The organism is Mycobacterium sp. NGS16 (genome assembly GCF_059813225.1).
In genome coordinates this window covers 211,240-236,622 of sequence record NZ_JCALEE010000003.1, presented here as the reverse complement: position 1 = coordinate 236,622, position 25,383 = coordinate 211,240, and the positions used below count along the sequence as shown (strand labels likewise).

At 67.6% G+C, this 25,383-nt stretch carries 21 protein-coding genes; 4 read left to right on the top strand and 17 right to left on the bottom strand.

Translation table 11 applies throughout. From position 1 onward, the window contains the following. Positions 1 to 4 precede the first annotated feature (4 nt). The 4 genes from fusA to AC5Y4Q_RS10860 all read right to left on the bottom strand — a co-directional run bounded on the left by fusA (position 5) and on the right by AC5Y4Q_RS10860 (position 3,907). Positions 5 to 2,107 carry an elongation factor G gene (fusA, locus tag AC5Y4Q_RS10875; RefSeq protein ID WP_064920008.1) on the bottom strand — a complete coding sequence of 701 codons (2,103 nt, stop codon included), beginning with the start codon at positions 2,105 to 2,107 and terminating at the stop codon, positions 5 to 7. A 71-nt stretch (positions 2,108 to 2,178) separates the two neighbouring features. Further along, on the bottom strand, positions 2,179 to 2,649 hold the full coding sequence (rpsG, locus tag AC5Y4Q_RS10870) for a 30S ribosomal protein S7 (protein WP_019738494.1): 471 nt from the start codon (positions 2,647 to 2,649) through the stop codon (positions 2,179 to 2,181). Next, positions 2,649 to 3,023, bottom strand: a complete 375-nt coding sequence (gene rpsL, locus AC5Y4Q_RS10865) for a 30S ribosomal protein S12 (protein WP_003879423.1) — start codon at positions 3,021 to 3,023, stop codon at positions 2,649 to 2,651. Before rpsL ends, rpsG begins: the two co-directional genes overlap by 1 nt. A 254-nt stretch (positions 3,024 to 3,277) precedes the next feature. Then, positions 3,278 to 3,907 carry a TetR/AcrR family transcriptional regulator gene (locus AC5Y4Q_RS10860; RefSeq protein ID WP_064920009.1) on the bottom strand — a complete coding sequence of 210 codons (630 nt, stop codon included), beginning with the start codon at positions 3,905 to 3,907 and terminating at the stop codon, positions 3,278 to 3,280. 158 nt (positions 3,908 to 4,065) lie between these two features. Here AC5Y4Q_RS10860 and AC5Y4Q_RS10855 point away from each other — a divergent pair, with 158 nt between their 5' ends. Then, a complete protein-coding gene (locus tag AC5Y4Q_RS10855) occupies positions 4,066 to 4,431 on the top strand; it encodes a DUF3060 domain-containing protein (RefSeq protein ID WP_064920010.1) in 366 nt (121 codons plus the stop codon). Then, positions 4,428 to 4,820, top strand: coding sequence for a DUF3060 domain-containing protein (locus AC5Y4Q_RS10850; RefSeq protein ID WP_064920011.1), 393 nt, complete (start codon positions 4,428 to 4,430; stop codon positions 4,818 to 4,820). The genes AC5Y4Q_RS10855 and AC5Y4Q_RS10850 overlap by 4 nt, the downstream gene beginning before the upstream one ends. 25 nt (positions 4,821 to 4,845) lie before the next feature. Here AC5Y4Q_RS10850 and AC5Y4Q_RS10845 read toward each other — a convergent pair whose 3' ends face one another. The 10 genes from AC5Y4Q_RS10845 to AC5Y4Q_RS10800 form a co-directional block, all read right to left on the bottom strand. Then, positions 4,846 to 5,610 carry a crotonase/enoyl-CoA hydratase family protein gene (locus AC5Y4Q_RS10845; protein ID WP_064920012.1) on the bottom strand — a complete coding sequence of 255 codons (765 nt, stop codon included), beginning with the start codon at positions 5,608 to 5,610 and terminating at the stop codon, positions 4,846 to 4,848. Continuing rightward, complete coding sequence (locus tag AC5Y4Q_RS10840; RefSeq protein WP_234786454.1) at positions 5,607 to 6,344, bottom strand: PaaX family transcriptional regulator C-terminal domain-containing protein; 738 nt, start codon at positions 6,342 to 6,344, stop codon at positions 5,607 to 5,609. The genes AC5Y4Q_RS10845 and AC5Y4Q_RS10840 overlap by 4 nt, the downstream gene beginning before the upstream one ends. Positions 6,345 to 6,347: 3 nt before the next feature. Continuing rightward, on the bottom strand, positions 6,348 to 7,283 hold the full coding sequence (locus AC5Y4Q_RS10835) for a crotonase/enoyl-CoA hydratase family protein (protein ID WP_064920014.1): 936 nt from the start codon (positions 7,281 to 7,283) through the stop codon (positions 6,348 to 6,350). Positions 7,284 to 7,289: 6 nt separating this feature from the next. Beyond that, on the bottom strand, positions 7,290 to 8,927 hold the full coding sequence (locus AC5Y4Q_RS10830) for an acyl-CoA dehydrogenase family protein (RefSeq protein ID WP_064920015.1): 1,638 nt from the start codon (positions 8,925 to 8,927) through the stop codon (positions 7,290 to 7,292). Between the two features lie 354 nt (positions 8,928 to 9,281). Next, positions 9,282 to 10,040, bottom strand: a complete 759-nt coding sequence (locus tag AC5Y4Q_RS10825) for a deoxyribonuclease IV (RefSeq protein ID WP_064920016.1) — start codon at positions 10,038 to 10,040, stop codon at positions 9,282 to 9,284. A 67-nt stretch (positions 10,041 to 10,107) separates the two neighbouring features. Beyond that, the gene (locus tag AC5Y4Q_RS10820) at positions 10,108 to 11,622 is read right to left on the bottom strand and encodes a glutamate-cysteine ligase family protein (RefSeq protein ID WP_499959054.1); all 1,515 of its coding nucleotides are present in this window, start codon (positions 11,620 to 11,622) and stop codon (positions 10,108 to 10,110) included. Between the two features lie 171 nt (positions 11,623 to 11,793). Next, positions 11,794 to 15,744 (bottom strand): DNA-directed RNA polymerase subunit beta', encoded by a 3,951-nt coding sequence (locus AC5Y4Q_RS10815; protein ID WP_064920018.1) that lies wholly within the window; start codon positions 15,742 to 15,744, stop codon positions 11,794 to 11,796. Positions 15,745 to 15,782: 38 nt separating this feature from the next. Continuing rightward, positions 15,783 to 19,319: a DNA-directed RNA polymerase subunit beta gene (rpoB, locus tag AC5Y4Q_RS10810; RefSeq protein ID WP_499958917.1), complete on the bottom strand. Its 3,537-nt coding sequence runs from the start codon at positions 19,317 to 19,319 to the stop codon at positions 15,783 to 15,785. Positions 19,320 to 19,707: 388 nt separating this feature from the next. Continuing rightward, positions 19,708 to 20,760: an ABC transporter ATP-binding protein gene (locus AC5Y4Q_RS10805; protein WP_064920020.1), complete on the bottom strand. Its 1,053-nt coding sequence runs from the start codon at positions 20,758 to 20,760 to the stop codon at positions 19,708 to 19,710. A gap of 96 nt (positions 20,761 to 20,856) precedes the next feature. Continuing rightward, positions 20,857 to 22,386 carry a carotenoid oxygenase family protein gene (locus AC5Y4Q_RS10800; protein WP_064920021.1) on the bottom strand — a complete coding sequence of 510 codons (1,530 nt, stop codon included), beginning with the start codon at positions 22,384 to 22,386 and terminating at the stop codon, positions 20,857 to 20,859. A 69-nt stretch (positions 22,387 to 22,455) separates the two neighbouring features. Here AC5Y4Q_RS10800 and AC5Y4Q_RS10795 point away from each other — a divergent pair, with 69 nt between their 5' ends. Beyond that, positions 22,456 to 23,145, top strand: a complete 690-nt coding sequence (locus AC5Y4Q_RS10795; RefSeq protein ID WP_499959052.1) for a TetR/AcrR family transcriptional regulator — start codon at positions 22,456 to 22,458, stop codon at positions 23,143 to 23,145. 53 nt (positions 23,146 to 23,198) lie between these two features. On the opposite strand, the gene rplL is transcribed toward AC5Y4Q_RS10795, so the two are convergent. The 3 genes from rplL to AC5Y4Q_RS10780 all read right to left on the bottom strand — a co-directional run bounded on the left by rplL (position 23,199) and on the right by AC5Y4Q_RS10780 (position 24,923). Further along, complete coding sequence (gene rplL, locus AC5Y4Q_RS10790) at positions 23,199 to 23,588, bottom strand: 50S ribosomal protein L7/L12 (RefSeq protein ID WP_064920023.1); 390 nt, start codon at positions 23,586 to 23,588, stop codon at positions 23,199 to 23,201. A 40-nt stretch (positions 23,589 to 23,628) separates the two neighbouring features. Further along, on the bottom strand, positions 23,629 to 24,249 hold the full coding sequence (rplJ, locus tag AC5Y4Q_RS10785; RefSeq protein ID WP_064920024.1) for a 50S ribosomal protein L10: 621 nt from the start codon (positions 24,247 to 24,249) through the stop codon (positions 23,629 to 23,631). A gap of 245 nt (positions 24,250 to 24,494) precedes the next feature. Beyond that, the gene (locus AC5Y4Q_RS10780) at positions 24,495 to 24,923 is read right to left on the bottom strand and encodes an anthrone oxygenase family protein (protein ID WP_064920025.1); all 429 of its coding nucleotides are present in this window, start codon (positions 24,921 to 24,923) and stop codon (positions 24,495 to 24,497) included. A gap of 71 nt (positions 24,924 to 24,994) precedes the next feature. Here AC5Y4Q_RS10780 and AC5Y4Q_RS10775 point away from each other — a divergent pair, with 71 nt between their 5' ends. Next, entirely contained in the window at positions 24,995 to 25,375 is a 381-nt protein-coding gene (locus AC5Y4Q_RS10775) for a winged helix-turn-helix transcriptional regulator (protein ID WP_064920026.1), read from the top strand. The last annotated feature ends 8 nt before the right edge of the window (positions 25,376 to 25,383 follow it).

Sequence of the window (25,383 nt, the reverse complement as noted above, 5' to 3'; positions counted from 1 at the left end):
GTGCTTATTCGCCCGTCGCCTTGGCGATAATCTCCTTCGCCACCTGCGCCGGCACTTCGGCGTAGGAGTCGAACACCATGGAGTAGTTCGCCCGGCCCTGGGTCTTCGACCGGAGGTCTCCGACGTAGCCGAACATCTCCGACAGCGGAACCTGCGCCTTGACGACACGCGCACCGCTGCGCTCCTCCATGGCCTGGATCTGGCCACGGCGGGAGTTCAGGTCGCCGATCACATCGCCCATGTAGTCCTCGGGCGTGGTGACCTCGACGGCCATGATCGGTTCCAGGATCACCGGCTGCGCCGCTGCGGCAGCCTTCTTCAGCGCCTGCGAGCCGGCCACCTTGAAGGCCATCTCAGAGGAGTCGACGTCGTGGTACTGACCGTCGAGCAGGGTGACCTTCAGGTTGACCAGCGGGTAACCGGCCAGCACACCGTACTGCATGGCGTCCTGGGCACCGGCGTCCACCGCGGGGATGTACTCGCGGGGGATGCGGCCACCGGTGACCTTGTTCTCGAACTCGTAGGTTGCGCCGTCCTCGCCGGTGAACGGCTCGACGTCGATGATGACCTTCGCGAACTGGCCCGAGCCACCCGTCTGCTTCTTGTGGGTGTACTCGACCTTCTCCACCTTGCGGCGGATGGTCTCCTTGTAGGCCACCTGCGGCTTGCCGACGTTGGCCTCGACCTTGAACTCGCGACGCATCCGGTCCACCAGGATGTCCAGGTGCAGCTCGCCCATGCCGCCGATCACGGTCTGACCGGTCTCGGAGTCCTGGTGCACCTTGAAGGTCGGGTCCTCTTCCGCCAGCTTCTGGATCGCGATGCTGAGCTTTTCCTGGTCGCTCTTGGTCTTGGGCTCGATCGCCACCTCGATGACCGGCGCCGGGAACGTCATCGACTCCAGCACGATCTGGTGGTTGGGGTCGCACAGCGTGTCACCGGTGGTGGTGTCCTTGAGGCCGATCACCGCGTAGATGTGGCCGGCAGAGACCGATTCGACCGGGTTCTCCTTGTTGGAGTGCATCTGGAACAGCTTGCCCAGCCGCTCCTTCTTGCCCTTGGTCGAGTTGATCACCTGGGCGCCGGACTCCACCTTGCCGGAGTAGACCCGCACGTAGGTCAGCTTGCCGAAGAACGGGTGCACCGCGATCTTGAACGCCAGCGCCGAGAACGGCTCGTCGACGCTGGGCTTGCGGCTGATGACCTCGTCTTCCTTGCCCGGCACGTGGCCCTGCACCGACTCCACGTCCAGCGGCGACGGAAGGTAGTCGATCACCGCGTCCAGCATCGGCTGGACACCCTTGTTCTTGAACGCGCTGCCGCACAGCACCGGGTACAGCTCGGAGGCCACCGTCAGCTTGCGGATGCCGGCCTTGATCTCCTCGACCGAGAGCTCCTCGCCACCGAGGTACTTCTCCAGCAGCGCCTCGTCGGTCTCGGCGACGGCCTCCAGCAGCGCGGTCCGGTACTCCTCGGCCTTGTCGGCCAGATCGGCCGGGATCTCGACGGTGTCGTAGGTTTCACCGAGCTTGGTCTCGCCGCGCCACACCTTGGCGTTCATCTCGACCAGGTCGACGATGCCCTCGAAGTCGTTCTCCGCGCCGATCGGCAGCTGGATAACCAGCGGACGCGCGCCGAGGCGTTCCTCGATGGTGCGCACGGTGAAGTAGAAGTCCGCGCCCAGCTTGTCCATCTTGTTGACGAAGCAGATCCGCGGCACGTCGTACTTGTCGGCCTGCCGCCACACCTGCTCGGACTGCGGCTCGACGCCCTCCTTGCCGTCGAACACGGCGACAGCGCCATCGAGGACCCGCAGGGACCGCTCCACCTCGACGGTGAAGTCGACGTGACCCGGGGTGTCGATGATGTTGATCTGGTTCTTGTTCCAGAAGCAGGTCACCGCGGCGGAGGTGATGGTGATGCCGCGCTCCTGCTCCTGCTCCATCCAGTCGGTGGTCGAGGCGCCGTCGTGCGTCTCACCGATCTTGTAGTTGACGCCGGTGTAGTACAGGATCCGCTCGGTCGTCGTCGTCTTACCGGCATCGATGTGCGCCATGATGCCGATGTTGCGGACCTTGTTCAGGTCGGTCAGCACGTCCTGTGCCACAGCAGTCTTCCCACTCTGTCGATTACTTCAATTGCTTGTTGTCGCCGGGACCGGCGGCTACACCCGCAGGATCACCAGCGGTAGTGCGCGAAGGCCCGGTTCGCCTCGGCCATCTTGTGGGTGTCTTCCCGGCGCTTCACCGAGGCACCCAGCCCGTTGCTGGCGTCGAGGATCTCGTTGGCCAGCCGCTCGATCATGGTCTTCTCCCGGCGCTGCCGCGAGAAGCTCACCAGCCAGCGCAGCGCCAGCGTGGTGGAGCGCTCGGCCCGCACCTCGACCGGAACCTGGTAAGTGGCACCACCGACGCGGCGGCTGCGCACCTCCAGAGCCGGCTTGACGTTGTCCAGTGCGCGCTTGAGCGTCACGACCGGGTCGGTGCCGGTCTTGTCGCGTGCCTGCTCCAGCGCGCCGTAGACGATGCGCTCGGCCAGCGACTTCTTGCCGGCCAGCAACACCTTGTTGACCAGCTGGGTGACCAGCTGCGACCCGTAGACCGGGTCGGAAACCAGCGGACGCTTGGGAGCGGGACCCTTGCGCGGCATCAGCTCTTCTCCTTCTTGGCGCCGTAGCGACTGCGGGCCTGCTTGCGGTTCTTGACCCCCTGGGTGTCCAGCGAGCCGCGGATGATCTTGTAGCGCACACCCGGCAGGTCCTTCACCCGGCCACCACGCACCAGCACCATCGAGTGCTCCTGCAGGTTGTGGCCCTCGCCCGGGATGTAGGCGGTCACCTCGACCTGGCTGGTCAGCTTGACGCGGGCCACCTTGCGAAGCGCCGAGTTCGGCTTCTTCGGGGTGGTGGTGTACACGCGGGTGCACACGCCGCGACGCTGCGGGCTGCCCTTGAGGGCCGCAGTCTTGACTTTGCCGATCTTGTCGCGGCGACCCTTGCGGACCAGCTGCTGAATGGTTGGCATCTACCGGCTTCCTGTATCGCTGTTCAAACTCTGTAAAACATGTCAGTCTGTGCCCTACCGCTACCCCGCGGTCGGGCGTGTCGCATGCGCCGGCCTCGGATCGCTCCGCTGCATAATGGACATGCGAATTGGGCCAGGCGCGCGCGTTATGTCACCAAACGCGCCTCGGTGGCCAGGCACGAGCTACCACAATACCCGGCTGGACTCCGGCAGGTCAAAGCGCGTCGCCCCGGCCGCTTCGGCCTCTGCCGCAGCTACTCGGTGCGGCTCTCCATCGCCGAAGCCAGCCGGCGCACCATGTCCGAGAAGATCGCGTCGGTGTCGACGTCGTCCATCACCCCGGTCATCTCCAGCAGCACGAAACCGTGCATCGCCGCCCAGAACTCCAACGCCGCGTGAAACGCCCGCTCACCGTCGAGCCCGTAGGACGACAGCACCTCGATCACCGGGGCGGCGGCCCGGGTGGCCGCGGCGGTGTACTCCGGGTCCTCACCCCCCAGCGGCATCCGGGTGAACGCCGAATAGCGGCCCGGGTGATGGTGGGCGTAGCTGCGGTAGGCGCCGGCCATCACCAGCACCGCGTCGTCGCGGGCCCGGCCCTGGCCGACCTGGGTCAGCATCTCGAGGATGTCGTCGATCACCCGCATCCGCATCGCGCGGCGCAGGTCACCCAGGCTGTGCACGTGGTTGTACAGCGACGGGCCCTTGGTGCCGAGCTGGGTGGCCAGCGCATTGATGGTCAGCGCATCCCAGCCCTCGCGGTCCAAGAAGTTCAGCGCGGCGTTGACGATGACCTCCCGACTCAGCTTGACCGGGCGTGCCCCCGATTTGCCGTTGCCACGCGAGCGACCGCCCGCCGCCGGCAGGTCTGGTCGAGCTGACATGACGGTTGCCCTTCGTAACAGTGCGTGCCGGACCGATGAGACGGATGTGAGATCAGCAAAGAACTCTAATCCACGGGTAACCGGGGGAACCCGCGTACGGCCGAGCCGACGCGTCGTAAGCTTTGCCGAAATCGCATCCGGCGAGAGGGGCACGGGAGATGAGATGGACCGCGCTGGGTGCTGCGCTGCTGTGTTTCGCCGGCGGTTCGCTGGGTAGCGCCGCGAGCGCACACGCCGTGCCCGGCGACATCCACATCTACGGGGTGCACGAAACCCGCACCCTGGACTGCAACGGCGGCACCCTGTTCGTCAACGGGGTCAACCTCACCGTGCACGCGTTCGGGGACTGCTGGGCGGTGACCATGCAGGGCTCGCAGAACACCGTCATCGCGGAGACCATCGTCAACGACGTCACCGTCTACGGCTACGACCAGACCGTCTACTACCACAACGGCGACCCGCTGCTGTTCGACCGCGGACGTGAGCTGGGCATGACCAACCGGCTCGCCCGCGTACCGGCGTGACCCGGCGAGCACCTCTGGTCGTCGGCGTCGCGATCACGACACTGCTGTGCGGGCTGACCGGCTGCGCCGGTTCGCCGGAGGTGCCCCCGGTCCGGCGCCTGCCGGCGAGCGCGGATCCCAACCTGATCGACTACGGCTCGGTCGGGACGACGTCGGCGGTGGACTGCGCCGACGGTAAGTCGCTTCTCGTGGCCGGATCCAACAACAAGTTGACGGTGCGGGGCCGCTGCGAGGCGGTGAACGTCGCCGGGGCCGACAACCGGATCACCGTCGAGCGCGTCGAGAAGTCCTTGACGGTCACCGGGCTCAACAACTCCGTCACCTACCGCGGCGGCGAGCCGACGGTGGACGATCGCGGGTCGGGCAACACCATCGCCGGCAAGCGCTGATCCGGGGCGTCAGGCGGGGCCGACGTCAGGCTTTTGCGCCGTGCCGGCCGGCGCCGCCGGCGAACCGGCCCGCCCCGTGTACCGCCTCGTCGGCCACCCGCGACAAACTGGCGAACTCCTGATCCATGGCGTGGGCTTCCGTCATCCCCCACTGCCGCAGCGCCGACAGCCGATCCGAGCGCAGGCAGCCCTGCGGCAGCTCGGCGAGCTCACCGGCCAATTGCTCGGCCGCGGCGCGGGCCTGCCCCTTGGGCACCACGCGGTTGGCCAATCCGATCGCGTGCGCCTCGTCGGCGTCCACCGCCCGGCCGGTGAGGATCAGGTCCATGGCGCGGCTGTGGCCGATCAGCCGGGGCAGCCGCACCGTGCCACCGTCGATGAGCGGCACCCCCCAGCGCCGGCAGAACACCCCGAACACGGCGTCGGCCTCGGCGACTCGCATGTCGCACCACAGTGCCAGCTCCAGGCCGCCGGCCACCGCATAGCCGCTCACCGCGGCGATCACCGGCTTGGACAGCGTCATCCGGGTCGGGCCCATCGGCCCCGGTCCGCTGCGGTGGGTCTGGTTGGCTTTCTCGGTGCCGAATGCTTTGAGATCGGCTCCGGCACAGAAGGTTCCGTGATCCCCCCACAGCACCGCCACCGACGCGGTGTCGTCGCGGTCGAAGTCGGCGAAGGCCTGATACAGCGCGGCCGCGGTCGGCCCGTCGACGGCGTTGCGCGCCTCCGGCCGGTTCAGGATCACCGTGGTGACCGCACCGTTGCGCTCCACCCGCACCGCGTCCGTCATGATCGCACCTCCACCGTTTGGGCCGCATCGCGCCGTTCCGCCACTTCGTCGACGAACTCCGCGTAGCGACTGCGGATCCGCTCCCCCGGCCAGTCCGGTGGCAGCAGTTCGGCCGGCAGCACCGGGTCGCGGCGCAGGTGGCGCACCATGGCCGCGGCGACGATGAAGCGATCGGGCACCTCGGGGGCCTGCGCCATCTCGGCCAGCAATCCGTTGCCGGTGGCGGCCCACCCGGTCAGGTCCCACAGCTTGCCGGCGAGGTCGGCCGGGTGTTCGTCCCGCGCGGTGAGCAGCCGGATGTAGGGGGACAGACCAGCACCCAGATCAACATCGATGTTGTCCGGCCGCATCCAAAACCCTTCGCGCAGTTCGGCGAATCGCCGCTCGGTGAGCCCGGACCGCAACGCTGCCCGGGTCCGGGCGTCGCAGCCGACGCTGGTGATCACCACGGCGATCCAGTCGCCGCCCCAGGGGCGGGTGCGCGGATTCAGCGCCTCGTCCTGCCGGCGCTGACGTTCCAGCAGTCGTTCGGAGAGTCCGTAGCCCTGCGCGGAGCGGACCAGATCCCCGGCCGCGACCAGCCGGGTCAGCGCCACCCGCATAGCGGTTTCCTTGATGCCGAAACCCGCTGTGAGCCTGAGCAATTCAGCCGACGTAGCCGAGGCGGGATGCGCGCCCAGCAGCACCGATAGCACCACCGAGCGGGCCGTCATACGAACTGGTGCCTCGGTCATCGCTTAGACCCCGGAAGCCTGTCGGCCGTAGTCCCCGAACGGCTCGTCGCGGTGTCGCACCGCGTCGCGGAAGCCGTGCGCCACCGCGTCGGCGACGAACGCGTGACCCTCCGGGGTGTGCCGCGCCACCCCGTCGAAGACGGTGCTGACCATCCGGCTCGTCGCCACCCCCTGTTGCAGCAGTGCGGTGTTGAGCGCCAGCTTGGCCATGATCAGCTGGTTGACCGGCATGGCCGCGATGCGGCCTACCAGTCGTTCGGTGCGCTCATCGAGATCGGCCGGATCGGGCGCCTCGATCGCCAGGCCCCATTCGGCGGCTTGGGCGCCGGTGATGCAATCCCCGGTCAGCAGAAGGCGTTTGGCGCGCTGGTCGCCGAGCCGGTGCGCCCACAGCCCGGCCGCCGGCACGCCCCACACCCGCATCGGCGGGTAGCCGATCTTGGCGTCGGAGGCGGCGATCACCTGGTCGGCGTGCAAGGCGATGTCGGTGCCGCCGGCCACACAGTAGCCGTGGATCTTGACCACGGTCGGTTTGTCGGCGTGCATCAGCGAGGCGAAGCCCCGGACGAACCGGCTCATCATCTGGTAGTCGATCATCGGATCCCAGGGCTGGTCCGGGCGATGATTGGTGGCCTGGACCTTGCCGTCGAGCACGCTGCCCCGGTAGTTCTCACCGCCCGCCGACGACGATCCCTCCGCATAAGCACCCAGGTCGAACCCGGCGCAGAATCCCTCGCCGCGGCCCGACACCAGGATCACGTGCACGTTCGGGTCCAGGTCGGCGCGCTCCACCAGGGCCGACAGTTCCAGTGGCGTGTCGGCGGTGATGGCGTTGCCCTTCTCCGGGCGGTTAAAGGTGATCCGGGCGATGCGGTCGGTGACCTCGTAGGTCATCGTCCGCAGGTTGTCGAACTCGACCGGGGCGATGTGGTGCCGCACGCCGGGTCAGCCCTTGACCAGGGCGCGTTCGAGGATCGGGCTGAGATCCAGGCCGGCCGGCAGGGTGCCGAACGCGCCGCCCCACTGCCCGGCGAACCGGGTCGCCAAGAACGCCTCGGCGACAGCGGGGTGACCGTGCCGGACCAGCAGCGCGCCCTGCAGCGCCAGGCAGATGTCCTCGGCGATCTTGCGGGCCCGGTACTGGGCGCCATCAATGTCGGAGAGGTCGCCCAGCTGCGCTTTGAGGGCGTCGACGTGAGCGTCCAGCCGGGGGTCCTGCCCGGCACTGCCCGCCAGCTCGTCGAAGAGCACCGCCACCGATTCGGGCTGGGTGGCCAGCGCCCGCAGCGTGTCCAGGGCGCTGACGTTGCCCGAACCCTCCCAGATGCCCATCAGCGGCGCCTCCCGGTACAGCCGCGGCATCAACGAGTCCTCGATGTAGCCGTTGCCACCCAGGCATTCCATCGCCTCGGCGGCGTGCGGGGTGGCACGCTTGCACACCCAGTACTTGGTGGCCGCCAAGCCGATCCGGCGCAGCAGCCCCTCCCGGTCGTCACCCCCGACCGCCTTGTCGGTGGCGCCGGCCATCCGCATGGTGACCATGGTGGCGGCCTCGGCCTCCACCGCCAGGTCGGCCAGCACGTTGCGCATCAACGGCTGATCAATCAGGTAGGCGCCGAAGGCCTTTCGGTGCTGAGCGTGATAGATGGCGCGGGCCAGCCCCATCCGCATGCTGGTGGCACTGCCCAGGGCGCAGTCCAGCCGGGTGAGGTTGACCATCTCGATGATGACCGAGACGCCGCGGCCCTCTTCCCCCACCAGCCAGGCAGTGGCGCCGTCGTACTCGATCTCGCTGGAGGCGTTGGCGTGGTTGCCGAGCTTGTCCTTGAGCCGTTGCAGCCGCATCCGGTTGCGGGTGCCGTCCGGCAACACCCGGGGCAGGAAGAAGCAGCTCAGACCGCCCGGCGCCTGGGCGAGCACCAGGAACACGTCACACATCGGCGCGGAGGTGAACCACTTGTGCCCGGTCAGGGTGTAGCTGCCGTCATCGTTGGGCACCGCGGCGGTGGTGCCGGCGCGCACATCCGAGCCGCCCTGCTTCTCGGTCATCGACATGCCCGCGGTGATGCCGGCCTTGGTGGCGGGCACCTTGAGCACCGGGTCATATACCCGGCTGGTCAACAGCGGCTCGTAGGTTTTGGCCAGTTCGGCGTTGTACCGCAGCGCCGGGACGATCGCGTAGGTCATCGAGATCGGACACATGTGGCCGGGCTCGGCGGTCCACACCCCGGTCTGGGCGGCACGTACCACATGGGCGCCCGGCCGCGGGTCGGCCCAGGGCGCGGCGTGCAGGCCGTGCGCGATCGCGGTGCGCATCAGCTCGTGGTAGGCGGGGTCGTACTCCACCTCGTCGATGCGGTTGCCGACGACGTCGTGGGTGTGCAGCACGGGCCGGTTACGGTCGGCCAGGGCACCCCAGCGCTGGGTCTGTCGCGAGCCGGAGATGGCGCCGAGTTCAGTAACCTCGTCGACGCCCCACTGACCGCCCTCGCGGATCAGTGCTTCGATGAGAACCGGCGATGAGGCCGGGTTGTAGCCCTCCAGCGGAGGGACCTGGTTGGTGACGATATGCGTGTCGGCCATAGCGCAGTATTACAGTATTTCGACGCACGCACAATAGATGTAACTACAGTTATGGCCGGCAAATAAAACGGCGGTCACGGCCCGAGGTCGGGAGGTTCCAGGCCGTGACCGCCGCGTCTATGGGGCGCCGCGCTATGGGCTGCTCATTCCTGCCGCACCGCCACGGTGCCGCTTCGTCATCAGGACTGTTCCCGCCAGTTCGCACGCGCAAGCCGTCTTTACTGGCGGAGTCATAGCAAATTGATAGCACACCGCCAACCGCTTGTCATCTGCTTCATGGGAAATCAGTCCAAACGGATGATTAAAGGCCGGGTGTTACAACGATCAGTCTGGGACGTGGGTCCCGGCGGCAGGTCAGCCGACGCGCTCCTTCAGGAAGGCGATGTCGGCCTTGCGGCCCTCGTCGGCGGTCTCGCAGATGACCGGGGCGCCGGCGGCCTTGACCACGGCGACCAGCAGGTCAGGATCGATCTGGCCGGTCCCGAAGTTGGCGTGGCGGTCCCGGCCGGAGCCGGCGGCGTCCTTGGAGTCGTTGCAGTGCACCAGGTCGATGCGGCCGGTGATGCCCTTGATCCGTTCCACGGCGTCGGGCAGGGACTCCCCGGCCGCCCAGGTGTGGCAGGTGTCCAGGCAGAACCCGACCCCGGTGTCGCCGATGTGGTCCCAGAGCTTGGCGATGGTGTCGAAGCGCCGCGCCATCGCGTGCTCGCCTCCAGCGGTGTTCTCCAGGTACACCGGGACGGTGGTCTCCAGCTGGTCCAGCGCCTTGCGCCACCGGACGAACCCAGCCTCGGGATCGTCGTCGTCGGCGGTGACGTGTCCGCCGTGCACGATCACCGCGGCAGCGCCGATGTCGGCGGCGGCATCGCAGGTCTGCTGCAACACCGTGCGCGAGGGGATGCGCACCCGGTTGTTGGGCGAGGCCACGTTGATCAGGTACGGCGCGTGGACGTAGATGGGCAGCGCGGCCTGCCGCAGGCGCTCGGCGTCCTCCCGCGGTTTGGGCGGCTTCCAGCTCTGCGGGTTGCCGAGGAAGATCTGCACCGTATCGGCGCCGTCCGCCTCCGCGGCCGCCAACGGATCAGCAGGGCGCACATGGGAACCGATCAACACGGCGGTCAGCTTAGTTCGGCGACGATGCCGGCGAGGGAGGAGCCGACTGAGGAGCCGGACAGTCGGCTTAGTTCGGCGACGATGCCGGCGAGGGAGGAGCCGGAGGGTCAACCTCCTCCCAGGTGTGCACCGGTTGGTTGGTGTGCATCTGCGCGCAGTAGCGGCGCAGCATCTCCGCCAGCGCGTCCGGGCGGGTCATGCCCTGCGCCTGCAACGCCTGGACCGTCGACACCTGCCAGGTGGCACCGTTGCGACCCGAGGCGACCCGGCCCTCGATGATGCCGAGAAACCGGTCGGACACCTCGGCCGCCACCCCCCACTCGTCGAGGCCTTGGCGGGCCATCGGGAGCAGCTCGCGCCGGGTCAGCTCGGCGACACTGACCTCGCCCAGCTCCGGCCAGTACAGCCGGGCATCCATGCCGTGGCGAGCGGCCGCGCGAAAGTTGTGATGCGCGACGGCAAAACTCATCTGGGTCCACAGCGGGCGTCGTTCCCGGGCCATCCGCCGCAGCAGGCCGTAGTAGAAGACCGCGTTGGCCAGCATGTCGGCGACCGTCGGTCCCGACGGCAACACCCGGTTCTCCACCCGCAGATGCGGCCGTCCGTCCACCACGTCATAAACCGGCCGATTCCACCGGTACACCGTCCCGTTGTGCAGGCGCAGCTCGGCCAGCTGCGGTGTGCGGCCTTGCGCCAGCTCGGCGGCCGGATCCTCCTCGGAGATCTCCGGCAGCAGCGACGGGAAGTAGCGCACGTTCTCCTCGAACAGGTCGAAGATCGAGGTGATCCACCGCTCGCCGAACCACACCCGGGGCCGCACGCCCTGGTTCTTCAGCTCGTCGGGGCGGGTGTCGGTGGATTGCGCGAACAACTCGACCCGGGTCTCCGCCCACAGCCGGTGACCGAAGAAGTACGGCGAGTTGGCGCCGAGCGCCAGCTGGGGTCCGGCCAGCACCTGGGCGGCGTTCCAGTGGTCGGCGAATTGGGCCGGCGAGACCTGCAGGTGCAGCTGCATGCTGGTGCACGCCGATTCCGGTGCGATGGTCGCCGCGTGCAGGGCGAGCGGTTCGGGGCCGTCGATGTCGATGGCGAGGTCTTCGCCTCGTGCGGCGAAGATCGAATCGTTGAGCGCCGCATACCTGGCCGAGTCGCTCATCCAGTCACCCGTCAGGTGCTCGGGCATCAGGGTGGGCAGAATGCCGATCATCACGATGCGGGCCCCGTCGGCGTGGGCTTTGGCCTCGGCGGCATTGAGGCTGGCGCGCACGTCGGCCTCCAGCTCCAGCCCCAGGCGTCCGGGCAGCGGCCGGGGCGCGACGTTGAGTTCGATGTTGTAGGCGCCCAGCTCGCGCTGGTAGGCCGGGTCATCGATCGCGGCGAGCACGTTGGCATTGGCCATCACCGGCCGGTAGTCGGCGCCGATCAGGTTGGCTTCGATCTCCATGCCGGTCAGCGGCTGGTCGCAGTCGAAGCTGGACTGCGCCAGCATCGTCTCGAAAACGTCGAGGCACTGTTGGATCTTGCGCCGGTAGAGCTGACGTTGGGTGCGACTGTAGTCGGTGCGGTTGACCTCGTCCCCCATGCCCACGATGCAACCTGCTGGGCGCGGGCACCGCAACCCGAGTGCAGGTGCTCGTCGTTCGCCGAATCGGAATCTGGCGACAGGACACGCCGTGAATCCGTCGCCAGATTCCGATTCGGCAGGAGGCATGAGAAAAGCCCCGGGCGCACCCGGGGCTTTCTCGTCGTTGATCTAGCGGTAGTCGCTGTAGCCGTAGTCGTCCAGCGGCACCGCGGCACCGGTGGCCGCGCCGAAGTCCGGGCTGTAGTACTGATCCTCGTAGGACGGGATCGTGTACGCAGCGGCCCGGGCCTCCTCGGTCGGCTGCACCGCGATGTTGCGGTACCGGTTGATGCCGGTGCCGGCCGGGATCAGCTTGCCGATGATCACGTTCTCCTTCAGACCCTGCAGCTTGTCGCTGCGGCAGTTGATCGCCGCATCGGTCAGCACGCGCGTGGTCTCCTGGAACGACGCCGCGGAAAGCCACGAGTCGGTGGCCAGCGACGCCTTGGTGATACCCATCAGCACCGGACGCCCGGCCGCGGGCTCGCCGCCCTCGGCCACCACCCGACGGTTCTCGGTCTCGAACTCGGCCCGCTCGGTCAGCGAACCGGGCAGGAACTCCGTGGCGCCCGAGTCGATGATGGTCACCCGGCGCAGCATCTGCCGGACGATCACCTCGATGTGCTTGTCGTGGATCGACACGCCCTGGGCCCGGTAGACCTGCTGGACCTCCTTGACCAGGTGGATCTGCACCTCGCGGGGACCCTGCACGCGCAGCACCTCGTGCGGGTCGGCCGAGCCCTCCATGAGCTGCTGGCCGACCTCGACGTGGTCGCCGTCGGACAGCAGCCGCTCGGAGCCGTCCTCGTGCTTGAACACCCGCAGCCGCTGACGCTTGGGCAACTTGTCGTAGACCACTTCCTCGCCGCCGTCGTCCGGCACGATCGTGATCTTGTAGAACTTGTCGCCCTCTTCGAGCTGCACCCGTCCGGCGACGTCGGCGATCGGCGCCTTGCCGCGCGGGATGCGGGCCTCGAACAGCTCCTGCACGCGCGGCAGACCGCCGGTGATGTCCTCACCGACACCACCCTGGTGGAAGGTGCGCATGGTCAGCTGGGTACCCGGCTCACCGATGGACTGGGCCGCGACGATGCCGACAGCCTCGCCGATGTCGACCAGCTTGCCGGTGGCCATCGACCGGCCGTAGCAGGTCGCACACACCCCGGTTCCGGTGGCACAGGTCAGCACCGAGCGCACCTTCACCTGCGAGATGCCGGCGGCCAGCAGCGCCTCGATCGACGGGTCACCCAGGTCGTGGCCCCGCTCGATGACGACGTTGCCCTTGTCGTCAACCGCGTCGACCGCCAACGTGCGGGCGTACGCCGAGGTCTCGATGAACGGGTCGCGGATCAGCGATCCGTCCGGCTGGGTCTCGGCCAGCTCGACGATGATGCCGCGCTCGGTGCCGCAGTCGTGCTCGCGCACGATCACGTCCTGCGAGACGTCCACCAGACGACGGGTCAGGTAACCCGAGTCGGCGGTACGCAATGCGGTGTCCGCCAAGCCCTTTCGGGCGCCGTGGGTGTTGATGAAGTACTCCAGCACCGTCAGGCCCTCGCGGAAGGAGGACTTGATCGGCCGCGGGATGAACTCACCCTTGGGGTTGGTCACCAGACCCTTCATGCCGGCCAGCGTCCGGGTCTGGGTGAAGTTACCCGTCGCACCGGAGTCGACGATGGTGATGATCGGGTTGTCGGCCGGGTAGTGGTCACGCAGCGCCTGACCCACTTCCTCGGTGGCTTCCTTCCAGATCTCCACCAGCGCCTCGTTGCGCTCGTCGTGGTTGAGAGCACCGCGCTGGAACTGCTTTTCGACCTTGTCGGCCCGCTCCTCGTAGGAGTCGAGGATCTCCTTCTTGCGCGGCGGCACCAGCACGTCGGCCATCGAGACGGTGACCCCCGACCGGGTGGCCCAGTAGAAGCCCGCGTCCTTGAGCTTGTCCACGGTCTGGGCGACCACGATCATCGGGTAGCGCTCGGCCAGGTCGTTGATGATGACGGCCTGAACCTTCTTGTGCATCTGCTTGTTGACGAACGGATACCCGGTCGGCAGCAGCTCGTTGAACATCACCCGGCCCAGCGTGGTCTCGGCCATCCAGGCGTCGCCCGGGCGCCAGCCGTTGGCGCCGAACAGCTCGGCCTCCACCTCGGCCGGTGGCCGCAGCTGGTCCAGGCGCACCTTGATCTTGGCCCGCACGGAAAGCGCACCGCGATCGACGGCCATGATCGCCTCGGCCGGCGAGGAGTACACGCCGGTCTCCGGACGGTCCTTGGCGGCCGGGGTGTATTCGCCTGTGTCACCTTCGATCTCGGTGGTCAGGTAGTACAGCCCGGTCACCATGTCCAGTCGCGGCATGGCCAGCGGACGGCCCGAGGCCGGCGACAGGATGTTGTTGGACGACAGCATCAGGATGCGTGCCTCGGCCTGCGCCTCGGCGCTCAGCGGCAGGTGCACGGCCATCTGGTCGCCGTCGAAGTCGGCGTTGAAGGCCTCACACACCAGCGGGTGCAGCTGAATGGCCTTGCCCTCCACCAGCTGCGGCTCGAAGGCCTGGATACCCAGGCGGTGCAGCGTGGGTGCACGGTTGAGCAGCACCGGGTGCTCGGCGATGACCTCTTCGAGGACGTCCCACACCTGGGGACGCTGCCGCTCCACCATCCGCTTGGCACTCTTGATGTTCTGCGCGTGGTTGAGGTCGACCAACCGCTTCATCACGAACGGCTTGAACAGCTCCAGTGCCATCAGCTTGGGCAGACCGCACTGGTGCAGCTTGAGCTGCGGACCGACCACGATGACCGAACGGCCCGAGTAGTCGACACGCTTACCGAGCAGGTTCTGCCGGAACCGGCCCTGCTTGCCCTTGAGCAGATCGGAAAGCGACTTCAGCGGGCGGTTGCCCGGGCCGGTGACCGGCCGGCCGCGTCGGCCGTTGTCGAACAGCGCGTCGACGGACTCCTGCAGCATCCGCTTCTCGTTGTTGACGATGATCTCGGGCGCGCCGAGGTCGATCAGTCGCTTCAACCGGTTGTTGCGGTTGATGACCCGGCGGTACAGGTCGTTGAGGTCGGACGTGGCGAACCGGCCACCGTCGAGCTGCACCATCGGGCGCAGCTCCGGCGGGATCACCGGCACCGCGTCGAGCACCATGCCCATCGGCGAGTTGCCCGACTGCTGGAACGCCGCAACCACCTTCAAACGCTTCAGGGCGCGAAGCTTCTTCTGCCCCTTGCCGTTCTTGATGGTGTCGCGCAGCGACTCGGCCTCGGCGTCGATGTCGAAGTTCTCGATCAGCTTCTGGATCGACTCGGCACCCATCGCACCGGTGAAGTACTCGCCGTAGCGGTCCACCAGCTCGCGGTAGACGGTCTCGTCGACGATCAGCTGCTTGGGCGCCAGCTTGACGAAGGTGTCCCAGATGTTGTCGAGCCGGTCCAGCTCACGCTGGGCGCGGTCCCGGATCTGGCGCATCTCGCGCTCGCCACCATCGCGGACCTTGCGCCGCACATCGGCTTTCGCGCCTTCGGCCTCCAGTTCGGCCAGGTCGGCCTCCAGCTTCTGGGCGCGCGCCTCCAGGTCGGCGTCCCGCTGGTCCTCGACGGCCTTTTTCTCGACGACCATCTCGGCTTCCAGGGTGGACAGCTCGTTGTGGCGCATCTCGGTGTCGACGCTGGTGATGACGTAGGCCGCGAAGTAGATGATCTTCTCGAGGTCCTTGGGCGCCAGGTCCAGCAGGTAGCCCAACCGGGACGGCACGCCCTTGAAGTACCAGATGTGGGTGACCGGGGCGGCCAGTTCGATGTGGCCCATCCGCTCACGACGCACCTTGGCACGGGTCACCTCAACGCCACAGCGCTCACAGATGATGCCCTTGAAGCGCACGCGCTTGTACTTGCCGCAGTAGCACTCCCAGTCGCGAGTCGGTCCGAAGATCTTCTCGCAGAACAGGCCGTCCTTCTCCGGCTTGAGCGTGCGGTAGTTGATCGTTTCCGGCTTCTTGACCTCACCGTAGGACCATTGCCGGATGTCCTCCGCGGTCGCCAGGCCGATGCGGAGCTCATCGAAGAAGTTGACGTCTAGCACGTAACTCCCTTTCCCCTTGCGGGTTTAGTAGCCAATAACTAAGCGAGGTCTTCCACCGAAGCGGATTCGTTGCGGGACAGGTTGATTCCCAAGTTGGCGGCTGCCCGCTCCAGGTCCTCGTCCTCGCCTTCGCGCAATTCGATCGCCGCGCCGTCCTTCGCCAGCACCTCGACGTTGAGGCACAGCGACTGCAGCTCTTTGAGCAACACCTTGAACGACTCCGGAATACCCGGCTCGGGGATGTTCTCGCCCTTGACGATCGCTTCGTAGACCTTGACGCGGCCGACGGTGTCGTCGGACTTGATGGTCAGCAACTCCTGCAGCGTGTACGCCGCACCGTAGGCCTGCATGGCCCAGCACTCCATCTCACCGAAACGCTGGCCACCGAACTGCGCCTTACCGCCCAGCGGCTGCTGGGTGATCATCGAGTACGGGCCGGTGGAGCGGGCGTGGATCTTGTCGTCCACCAGGTGGTGCAGCTTCATGATGTACATGTAGCCGACGGTCACCGGGTAGGGGAACGGCTCACCGGAGCGGCCGTCGAACAGCATCGCCTTGCCGTCGCCGTTGACCATGACCTCGCCGTCGCGGTTGGGCAGCGTCGACGACAGCAGGCCCTGCAGCTCGGCCTCCTGGGCGCCGTCGAACACCGGGGTCGCGGTGCGGGTGTCCGGCCCGGCCGAGTACAGCTCCTCGGGGAGCTTGTCGGCCCAGTCCGGCACCCCGGCCGCCACATCGATGTTCCAGCCGGTCTTAGCGATCCAGCCCAGGTGGGTCTCCAGGATCTGACCGATGTTCATCCGTCGCGGCACACCGTGGGTGTTCAAGATGATGTCGACCGGGGTGCCGTCCGGCAGGAACGGCATGTCCTCGGCCGGCAGGATCTTGCCGATGACGCCCTTGTTGCCGTGGCGGCCGGCCAGCTTGTCGCCGTCGGAGATCTTGCGCTTCTGCGCGACGTAGACACGCACCAGCTCGTTGACCCCGGCGGGCAGCTCGTCGTCGTCCTCGCGGGAGAACACCCGGATACCGATGACCTTGCCGGACTCGCCGTGCGGCACCTTCAGCGAGGTGTCCCGGACTTCCCGGGCCTTCTCACCGAAGATGGCGCGCAGCAGCCGCTCCTCGGGGGTCAGCTCGGTCTCACCCTTGGGCGTGACCTTGCCGACCAGGATGTCGCCGTCGCGGACCTCGGCGCCGATGCGGACGATGCCGCGCTCGTCGAGGTCGGCCAGCACCTCATCGGAGACGTTCGGGATGTCCCGGGTGATCTCCTCGGCGCCCAGCTTGGTGTCGCGGGCGTCGATCTCGTGCTCCTCGATGTGGATCGAGGTCAGCGTGTCCTCCTCGACCAGCCTGTTGGACAGGATGATCGCGTCCTCGTAGTTGTGCCCCTCCCACGGCATGATCGCCACGAGCAGGTTCTTGCCCAGGGCCATCTCGCCGTTGTCGGTGCACGGGCCGTCCGCGATGACCTGGCCGGCCTCCACCCGCTGGCCGGCGTCGACGATCGGGCGCTGGTTGGCGCAGGTGCCGTGGTTGGACCGGTTGAACTTGCACATCCGGTAGGTCTGCCGGGTGCCGTCATCGGCCATCACCGTGACGTAGTCGGCGGAGACCTCCTCGATGACGCCGGTCTTGTCGGCGACGATCACGTCACCGGCGTCGATCGCGGCGCGCAGCTCCATACCGGTGCCGACCAGCGGCGCTTCGCTGCGCACCAGCGGCACCGCCTGACGCTGCATGTTGGCGCCCATCAGGGCCCGGTTGGCGTCGTCGTGCTCCAGGAACGGGATCATGGCCGTGGCCACCGACACCATCTGGCGCGGCGAGACGTCCATGTAGTCGACCTCGGCCGACGACACGTATTCGACCTCGCCGCCCTTGCGGCGCACCAGGACCCGGTCCTCGGTGAAGCGGCCGTCGTCCTCCAGCGGCGAGTTGGCCTGCGCCACGACGTGGCGGTCCTCCTCGTCGGCGGTCAGGTAGTGGATCTCGTCGGTGACAACACCGTCGACCACCTTGCGGTAGGGGGTCTCGATGAAGCCGAACGGGTTGACCCGCGCGTACACCGACAGCGACCCGATCAGACCGATGTTCGGGCCTTCCGGGGTCTCGATCGGACACATCCGGCCGTAGTGGCTCGGGTGCACGTCACGCACTTCCAGGCCGGCCCGCTCACGGGACAGACCACCCGGCCCCAGCGCCGACAGGCGGCGCTTGTGGGTCAGACCCGACAGCGGGTTGTTCTGGTCCATGAACTGGGAGAGCTGGCTGGTGCCGAAGAACTCCTTGATCGCGGCGACCACCGGGCGGATGTTGATCAGGGTCTGCGGCGTGATGGCCTCGACGTCCTGGGTGGTCATCCGCTCCCGGACCACGCGCTCCATCCGCGACAGCCCGACCCGGATCTGGTTCTGGATCAGCTCACCCACGGTGCGCAGCCGCCGGTTGCCGAAGTGGTCGATGTCGTCGACCTCGACGGGCACCTCGACGCCGCCGGGCACCGTCATGGTGCCGGGCTGGCCGTCCTGCGCGGCCTGGTGCAACCGCACCAGATACTCGATGGTGGCCACGATGTCCTCTTCGGTCAGCGTGGTCGGCGCCGACTCGACGTCGGCGGGCGCGGCCGGCAGGCCCAGCTTCTTGTTGATCTTGTAGCGCCCCACCCGGGCCAGGTCGTAGCGCTTCTCCTTGAAGAACAGGTTCTCCAGCAGGGTCTGCGCGGACTCCTTGGTGGGCGGCTCGCCCGGGCGCAGCTTGCGGTAGATGTCCAGCAGCGCCTCGTCAGAGTTGGCGGCGTTGTCCTTCTCCAGCGTCGACATCATGATCTCGGAGAAGCCGAACCGCTCCCGGATCGCCTCGCTGGTCCAGCCCAGCGCCTTGAGCAGCACGGTCACCGGCTGGCGGCGCTTGCGGTCGATCCGGACGCCGACCAGGTCGCGCTTGTCGACGTCGAACTCCAGCCAAGCACCCCGGCCCGGGATCACCTTGACCGAGTGCAGCGTCTTCTCGGTGGACTTGTCGATGCTGGCGTCGAAGTACACGCCCGGCGAGCGCACCAGCTGGGAGACGACGACACGCTCGGTGCCGTTGATGATGAAGGTGCCCTTCTCGGTCATCATCGGGAAGTCACCCATGAACACCGTCTGGCTCTTGATCTCACCGGTGTTGTTGTTGATGAACTCGGCGGTGACGAACAGCGGCGCGGCGTAGGTCATGTCCTTGTCGCGGCACTCCTCGACCGGCGCCTTGACTTCGTCGAACCGCGGGTCGGAGAACGACAGCGACATCGAGCCGGAGAAGTCCTCGATCGGCGACAGCTCCTCGAGCACGTCTTCGAGGCCACCCTTGGGCGTGGTGCCGGTCAGCTTGGCGACCTTCTCCCGCCACTCCGGCGCCCCGATCAGCCACTGGAACGAGTCAGTCTGCACGTCGAGCAGACCCGGAACCTCGAGCGGTTCGCGCAGCTTGGCGAAGGAGATCCGGTTGGGGGCCCCGGGCACGGAACTGTTGGGGGAATTTTGGGTGGTAGTACCTGAAGCGTTCTTCTTGCTCTGGCGGGAGACTGCCAAGATGCATCCTTCCAGCACCTAATGCGGCCAGCGGGTCCCGGCTCTCACCAGACCCCGTTCGCTGCGAATATCGACCGTTGGTTCGGCTGGCGAACGCTCTGTCCGGTCTCACGCACAGCCGAACCACGACGTCACAAACCTGAAACGAGCCGACGAATGCGACTCAGGCTGGTACTGCGGGGTCGGGCGCGGGTAAGGGTGGGCAGGAGGAAGCCAGCGCAACGTCCAACAATAGCGCAGGCTCGCGCATTCCTCAACTGCCGCGTCCCGGGGCCCTATCGGTGCTGGCTGGCCTCCGCCGGAGCCCGGAGCACAAACGCTGGTGACCAGATTGGACCGTTTACGTCCGTCCGTCAAGAGCTGACACGGGGCGGCCGGCAGCCAGATGTCAGCCCGGGGTGGTCGGCAGCGATGCGGTGGGCGCTTCGTCGGCTTCCGGGAACTCGTGCACCGCGTACTTGTGGGTGCCCTCGAGCTCGTCGCGGATCGCCGCCTGGGCGTTGGGGGGCAGGGTGTGCAGGATCTCCCGCACCCGCGCCTTGCGCCGAGCCACGGCCTTGCGCTCCGGCAGGCCGGGGGTCGCGCTGAGCTGCGGCGGGACCCCGAAGACCTCTTCGACGCCGCCGTCGCTCTGGCCGGCGGCCAGCATGGCCTCTTCGGCCGCCGCGGTCGCCTGGTCCTTCTCCTCGGACATGCCGATGGGGCCGATACGCCGGCCGTTGAGGAACTGGCGCACCACCGGCTCGTCGGAGGTCAGCAGCACCTCGCGCGGACCGAACATCACCAACTGCTTGCGGAACAGCATGCCCATGTTGTCCGGCACGGTGCGGGCGATGTTGATGTTGTGCGTGACGATCAGGATGGTGGCGTCGATCTGGGCGTTGATGTCGATCAGCAGCTGGCTCAGGTAGGCCGTGCGGACCGGGTCCAGGCCGGAGTCCGGCTCGTCGCAGAGGATGATCTGGGGGTCGAGGACCAGCGCGCGGGCCAGGCCGGCACGCTTGCGCATACCGCCGGAGATCTCACCCGGGAACTTGTAGCCGTCGTTGGGCATACCGACCATCTCGAGCTTCTCCATGACGATGTCACGGATTTCCTTCTCGGACTTCTTGGTGTGCTCCCGCAACGGGAAGGCGGTGTTGTCGTAGATGTTCATCGACCCGAACAGCGCGCCGTCCTGGAACAGCACCCCGAACAGCGTGCGGATCTCGTAGAGCTCCTTGGCCGAGCACTCCAGGATGTCGGTGCCGTCGATGACGATCGAGCCGCGCTCGGGCCGCAGCAGCCCGATCAGCGACTTCAGGAAAACCGACTTGCCGGTACCGGATGGCCCCAGCAGCACGCTGACCTCGCCCTCGGGAATGGTCATGGAGACGTCTTCCCAGATCCGGGCCGATCCGAAAGACTTGGTCAGCCCGTTTACCTCGATGGCGACACCCATTAGTGAGGTCCTTCCGCAAACTCTCGTCGTGCCACGTCCGCGCTTGTGGCTTGGGCCACTGTAGCGCACGGGTGCCGCCTGTAACGGCGGTCCGCCTCAGTCAGCCGGTGTCCAGTTTCCGTGGAAGCCCATCGGCACCCGCTGCGGCAGGTGCACGGTGGCCACCGTCTCACAGGTGGCGGCGTCGAGGATCAGTAGTTGGCCCTCGTCAGCACCGCGGTGGTGACCCATACCTATAAGGATGCCGTCATCTTCGCCTTGTCCGCCAGGGCGCGGCACGAACGACATCTCGCCGAGCACCAGCTGCGGGTCCAGCGGCGCGGTGATGCTCGATCCGGTCGCGTAGTCGTGCTTGTACAGCGCCGTCGACAGTTCGGCCTGGGTGTCGCCGATGAAGCCGCCGTTGATCCCGACGGTGTAGCCGAAGCGGTGCTTGCCGCCCAGCAGGGCCTCGTTGATCCGGGGGAACTCCTGCGGCCGGTCGTCGCGGGCCTCGGCGCTCACCGCGCCGGTGTCCAGGTTGATCGTCCAGCGGTCGAGTCGGGGCGGGGCGTCGCCGGGCCCGCGCCGGTCGGCGTCGAAGACCTTCGCGTAGCGCACCACGTCGAGCACCAGCAGCTCCTGCCCGGCCGACGAGACCTCGGAGTAGGCGTTGACCGGGTGGAAGACGTAGCACGGTTCGACGTCGAACCAGCGCACCTGCGCTTCCCCCGCCCGGACCCATCCCTGGGCTTCGCCCTCCCGCGCCATCACCCCGATGCGCGCCGGGTAATCGGGGTTCCACGCGTAGGGCAGCCCGGCCGGCGGGCGGCTGTCGCGGTTGACGATCGCGGTGACGGGGCTGGGCACCCGCACCTTGCCGACCAGGCTGCTCAGCACCAGCCGGGCGGGGGCTTTGAGCCAGCGGGGCATGCTGACCGGCAGCACCTGCGCCGCTTCGAAGGTGACCGGCAAGTCGTAGACCACCACATACTTCTCGGTCAGGGAGAAGTCGTGCATCATCGGCGACCCGCTCACCTCGATGTCGACGGTGCGCCGCGCCCGGCCGGCGTTGTCGATCACCGAGTACTGCACCGTGTTGCCGCGGGCGAACGAGTAGGACACCGCATGCAGCTCGCCGGTGACCGGGTCGCGGTGCGGGTGCGCGGTGTAGCCGCCCGCCAAGGTGCCGTCGAAGTCGCAGGTCCCCACGGTGTCGAGGTCGTCGGTCAGCTCGTAGTTGGCCACGCCGCCTTCGACCAGCGCCAGCGTCTTGCCGGCGTGACCGAGCACGTTGGTGTTGGGCCCGACGGACTGCATCCCGGCCGCCACGTCGATCCGGGCCGGCAGCGGTTCGCCCAGCGCGGCACAGACCGCCGGGGTACGCACCCACCGGTTGCGGTACCAGCGGGCCCGACCGTCCCCCAGCGCCACGCCGTGCACCATCGGGTCGCCGGTGAACCAGTGGTAGGTGGCCGGATCGACCTCGGCCACCGGGTTGGGCCCGTTGCGCAGGTAGCGGCCGTCGAGATAGTCCGGGATCTGTCCGGTCACGCGCAGCTCGGTGGCCGTCATCTCGGCGGACACCGGCCCCATGACGCCTTCCAGGTACGGGTTCGTCGAGGTGTGGCTGAGGCTGGTCGCCATGCGGACTCCTATAACAATGTTATTTCAACGTTATGGGTACGGTACGCCGACTGTGAAACCATGGCAACCGTGACTTCGCAGCCCGAACGCACCGTGCGCGACGAGCTGTTGCACGCGGCCGTGGCGCTGCTCAATGAGCACGGACCCGACGCGCTGCAGACCCGCAAGGTGGCCACCGCGGCCGGAACCTCGACGATGGCGGTCTACACCCATTTCGGCGGCATGCCCCAGCTGATCGCGGCGGTCACCGCGGAGGGCCTGCGCCAGTTCGACGCGGCGCTGAGCATCCCGCTCACCGAGGACCCGGTGGCCGACCTGCTGGCCGCCGGGATCGCCTATCGCAGCTTTGCCACCGAACGCCCGCACCTGTATCGGCTGATGTTCGGCAGTACCAGTGCGCACGGCATCAACGCGCCGGCTCAGAACATGCTCACGCTGAGCGTGGCCGACATCGACGTCCATGTCCCCAGCTTCGCCCACCTGGTGCGTGCTGTGCACCGATCGATTCAGGCCGGCAGGATCCGCGGGGCGTCCAGCGGCGTCTCGGACGCTCAGGTGGTGGCGACCGCCGCGCAATTCTGGACGACGATGCACGGCTTCGTGATGTTGGAGCTGGCCGGGTTCTTCGGCGACGTGACCGCCTCCGACGGCGCGGCGGCCGCGGTGCTGAGTCCGATGGCCACGGCGCTGCTGGTCGCCCTCGGCGACACCCCCGAGCGGGTCGCGCAGTCGCTGTCCGCGGTGATCGGTCGGACCTGAAATAGCGCAAACCCCCGGGAGCCTGCGGCTTCCGGGGGTTTGGGCGGTAGGAACTACTTGACGGTGACGGTGGCGCCGGCAGCCTCGAGCTTGGCCTTGGCCTCCTCGGCAGCCTCCTTGGCGACCTTCTCCAGCAGCGGCTTGGGAGCGCCGTCGACCAGGTCCTTGGCCTCCTTGAGACCCAGGCCGGACACGACCTCGCGGACCACCTTGATCACGCCGATCTTCTTGTCGCCGGCCGACTCCAGGATGACGTCGAACTCGGACTGCTCCTCGCCGGCCTCAGCGGCGGCCGGGGCAGCACCCGGGGCGGCGGCGACGGCGACCGGAGCGGCAGCGGTGACGTCGAAGGTCTCCTCGAACTGCTTCACGAAGTCCGACAGCTCCAGCAGGGTCATCTCTTTGAAGACGTCGAGCAGCTCTTCGGTGGAAAGTTTGGCCATGATTTCGGTCCTTTCTGATTTCCGGTTAGGAAGTTGGGGGTTATTCGGTGGTTTCGGCCGGGGCCTCGGCGGTCTCCGCCGGAGCCTCGGTCTCGGTCTCTGCTGCCGGGGCCTCGGCAGCAGGTGTGGCCTCGGCAGGTGCGGCCTCGGCGGGCTTCTTCTCCTGCAGCGCCGCGGCCAGGCGGGCCATCTGCGAGGCCGGCGCGGCGAACAGGCCGGCCGCCTTGGACAGGTTGGCCTTCATGGCACCGGCCATCTTGGCCAGCAGCACCTCGCGCGACTCCAGGTCGGCGATGCGCTCGACCTCGGCGATGGACAACGCGCGACCGTCCATGTAGCCGCCCTTGATGACCAGCGCCTTGTGGTCCTTGGCGAACTTCTTGATGGCCTTGGCGGCGTCGACCGGCTCGCCCTGGACGAACGCGATCGCCGTCGGGCCGGCGAACAGCTCGTCGAGGCCCTCGATGCCGGCCTCCGAAGCGGCCCGCTTGACCAGCGTGTTCTTCGCCACCGCGTAGGTGGCTGAGCCGGCCAGCGAGCGCCGCAGCTCCGCCAGGTTCGCAACCGTCAGACCGCGGTACTCGGTGATCACGGTGGCGGTCGAGTCCTTGAACTGCTCGACGATTTCCGCGACGGCGGCGGTCTTGTCAGCCCGCGCCATGCATACCTCCTCGGGGTCGCTGTAGTGTCCAGGCGATCCGCCTCGGATACGACGAACGCCCCGACGCAGGAAGCGGTCGGGGCGTCACACATACAGTGCCGGCGGAGCCGGTGCCTCGTCCTCCTGCGTGGGCCGCCGGGATGTTCCCGGACCTTCAACCGATTGCTCGGTGACCGACGGTCTTCGGTGGATCGGCACACACCATAGCGCGGCCGGTGGCGATCAGCCAAAACGGGCGGCGCCGCTCAGGCGTTCAGCGCGCCGATCACCAGCACGACGAACAGGATCGCCAGGATCGCAACCCGCAACCAGTGCAGCCGATCCCAGCGCGCCACGAGCGGACGCGACACCTCACCGGCCGCGACGCGGTTGTTGATGGGCACCATGACCGTCACCGACATCAGCACGACGACGGCCATCAGCGCGACACCGGCAGCGATGAGCCCCCGCTGCGGACCGGCGACGACGGCCGTCGCCACCAGCAGCGCAAACGAGGCCAGGTACCACAACGGCATCACCCGCCCCAGCAACCGGGCGCCGTCACTGCGGGCGGCCCGGAAGGCGTCGGCGGGCAGCCGCCCGAGGATCGGGTGGACGAACGCCGTCACCGCGAACTCCGAACCCACCAGGGTCCCGACCGTCAGCAGCGCAAGGATCTCGACAATCTCGGTCACGGCCTCGACTATGAGCGTTAAGCTGACAGAAAACAAGGTACTGACAAATTAGTCAGCTTCAGGGGGGTTCGGTGGCGGTATCGAAAACCAGGGCCAGCGACTGTCCGATTGACACCGCATTGTCGGTGATCGACGGCCGCTGGAAGGGCACCATTCTGTGGCGGCTGTCCGACGGGCCGATGCGCACCGCCGAACTGCGGCGCAGCATCCCCGGAATCACCGAGCGGATGCTGATCCGTCATCTTCACGAGCTGGTCGCCGATGGCATCATCGACCGTCACGACGCCGGCACCGTGCCGCCGTGCGTGCACTATTCGATCTCCGAGTACGGGATGACGCTGGCCCCGGTGCTGGAGGCGCTGTGCGCGTGGGGCCGCGATCACATGCAGCGCGGCCCCCGCCGCGTTGACTCTGCAGCCACGGCGCGGTCTTCTCGCGCTTTGTCGCCGTAGACGCAGAC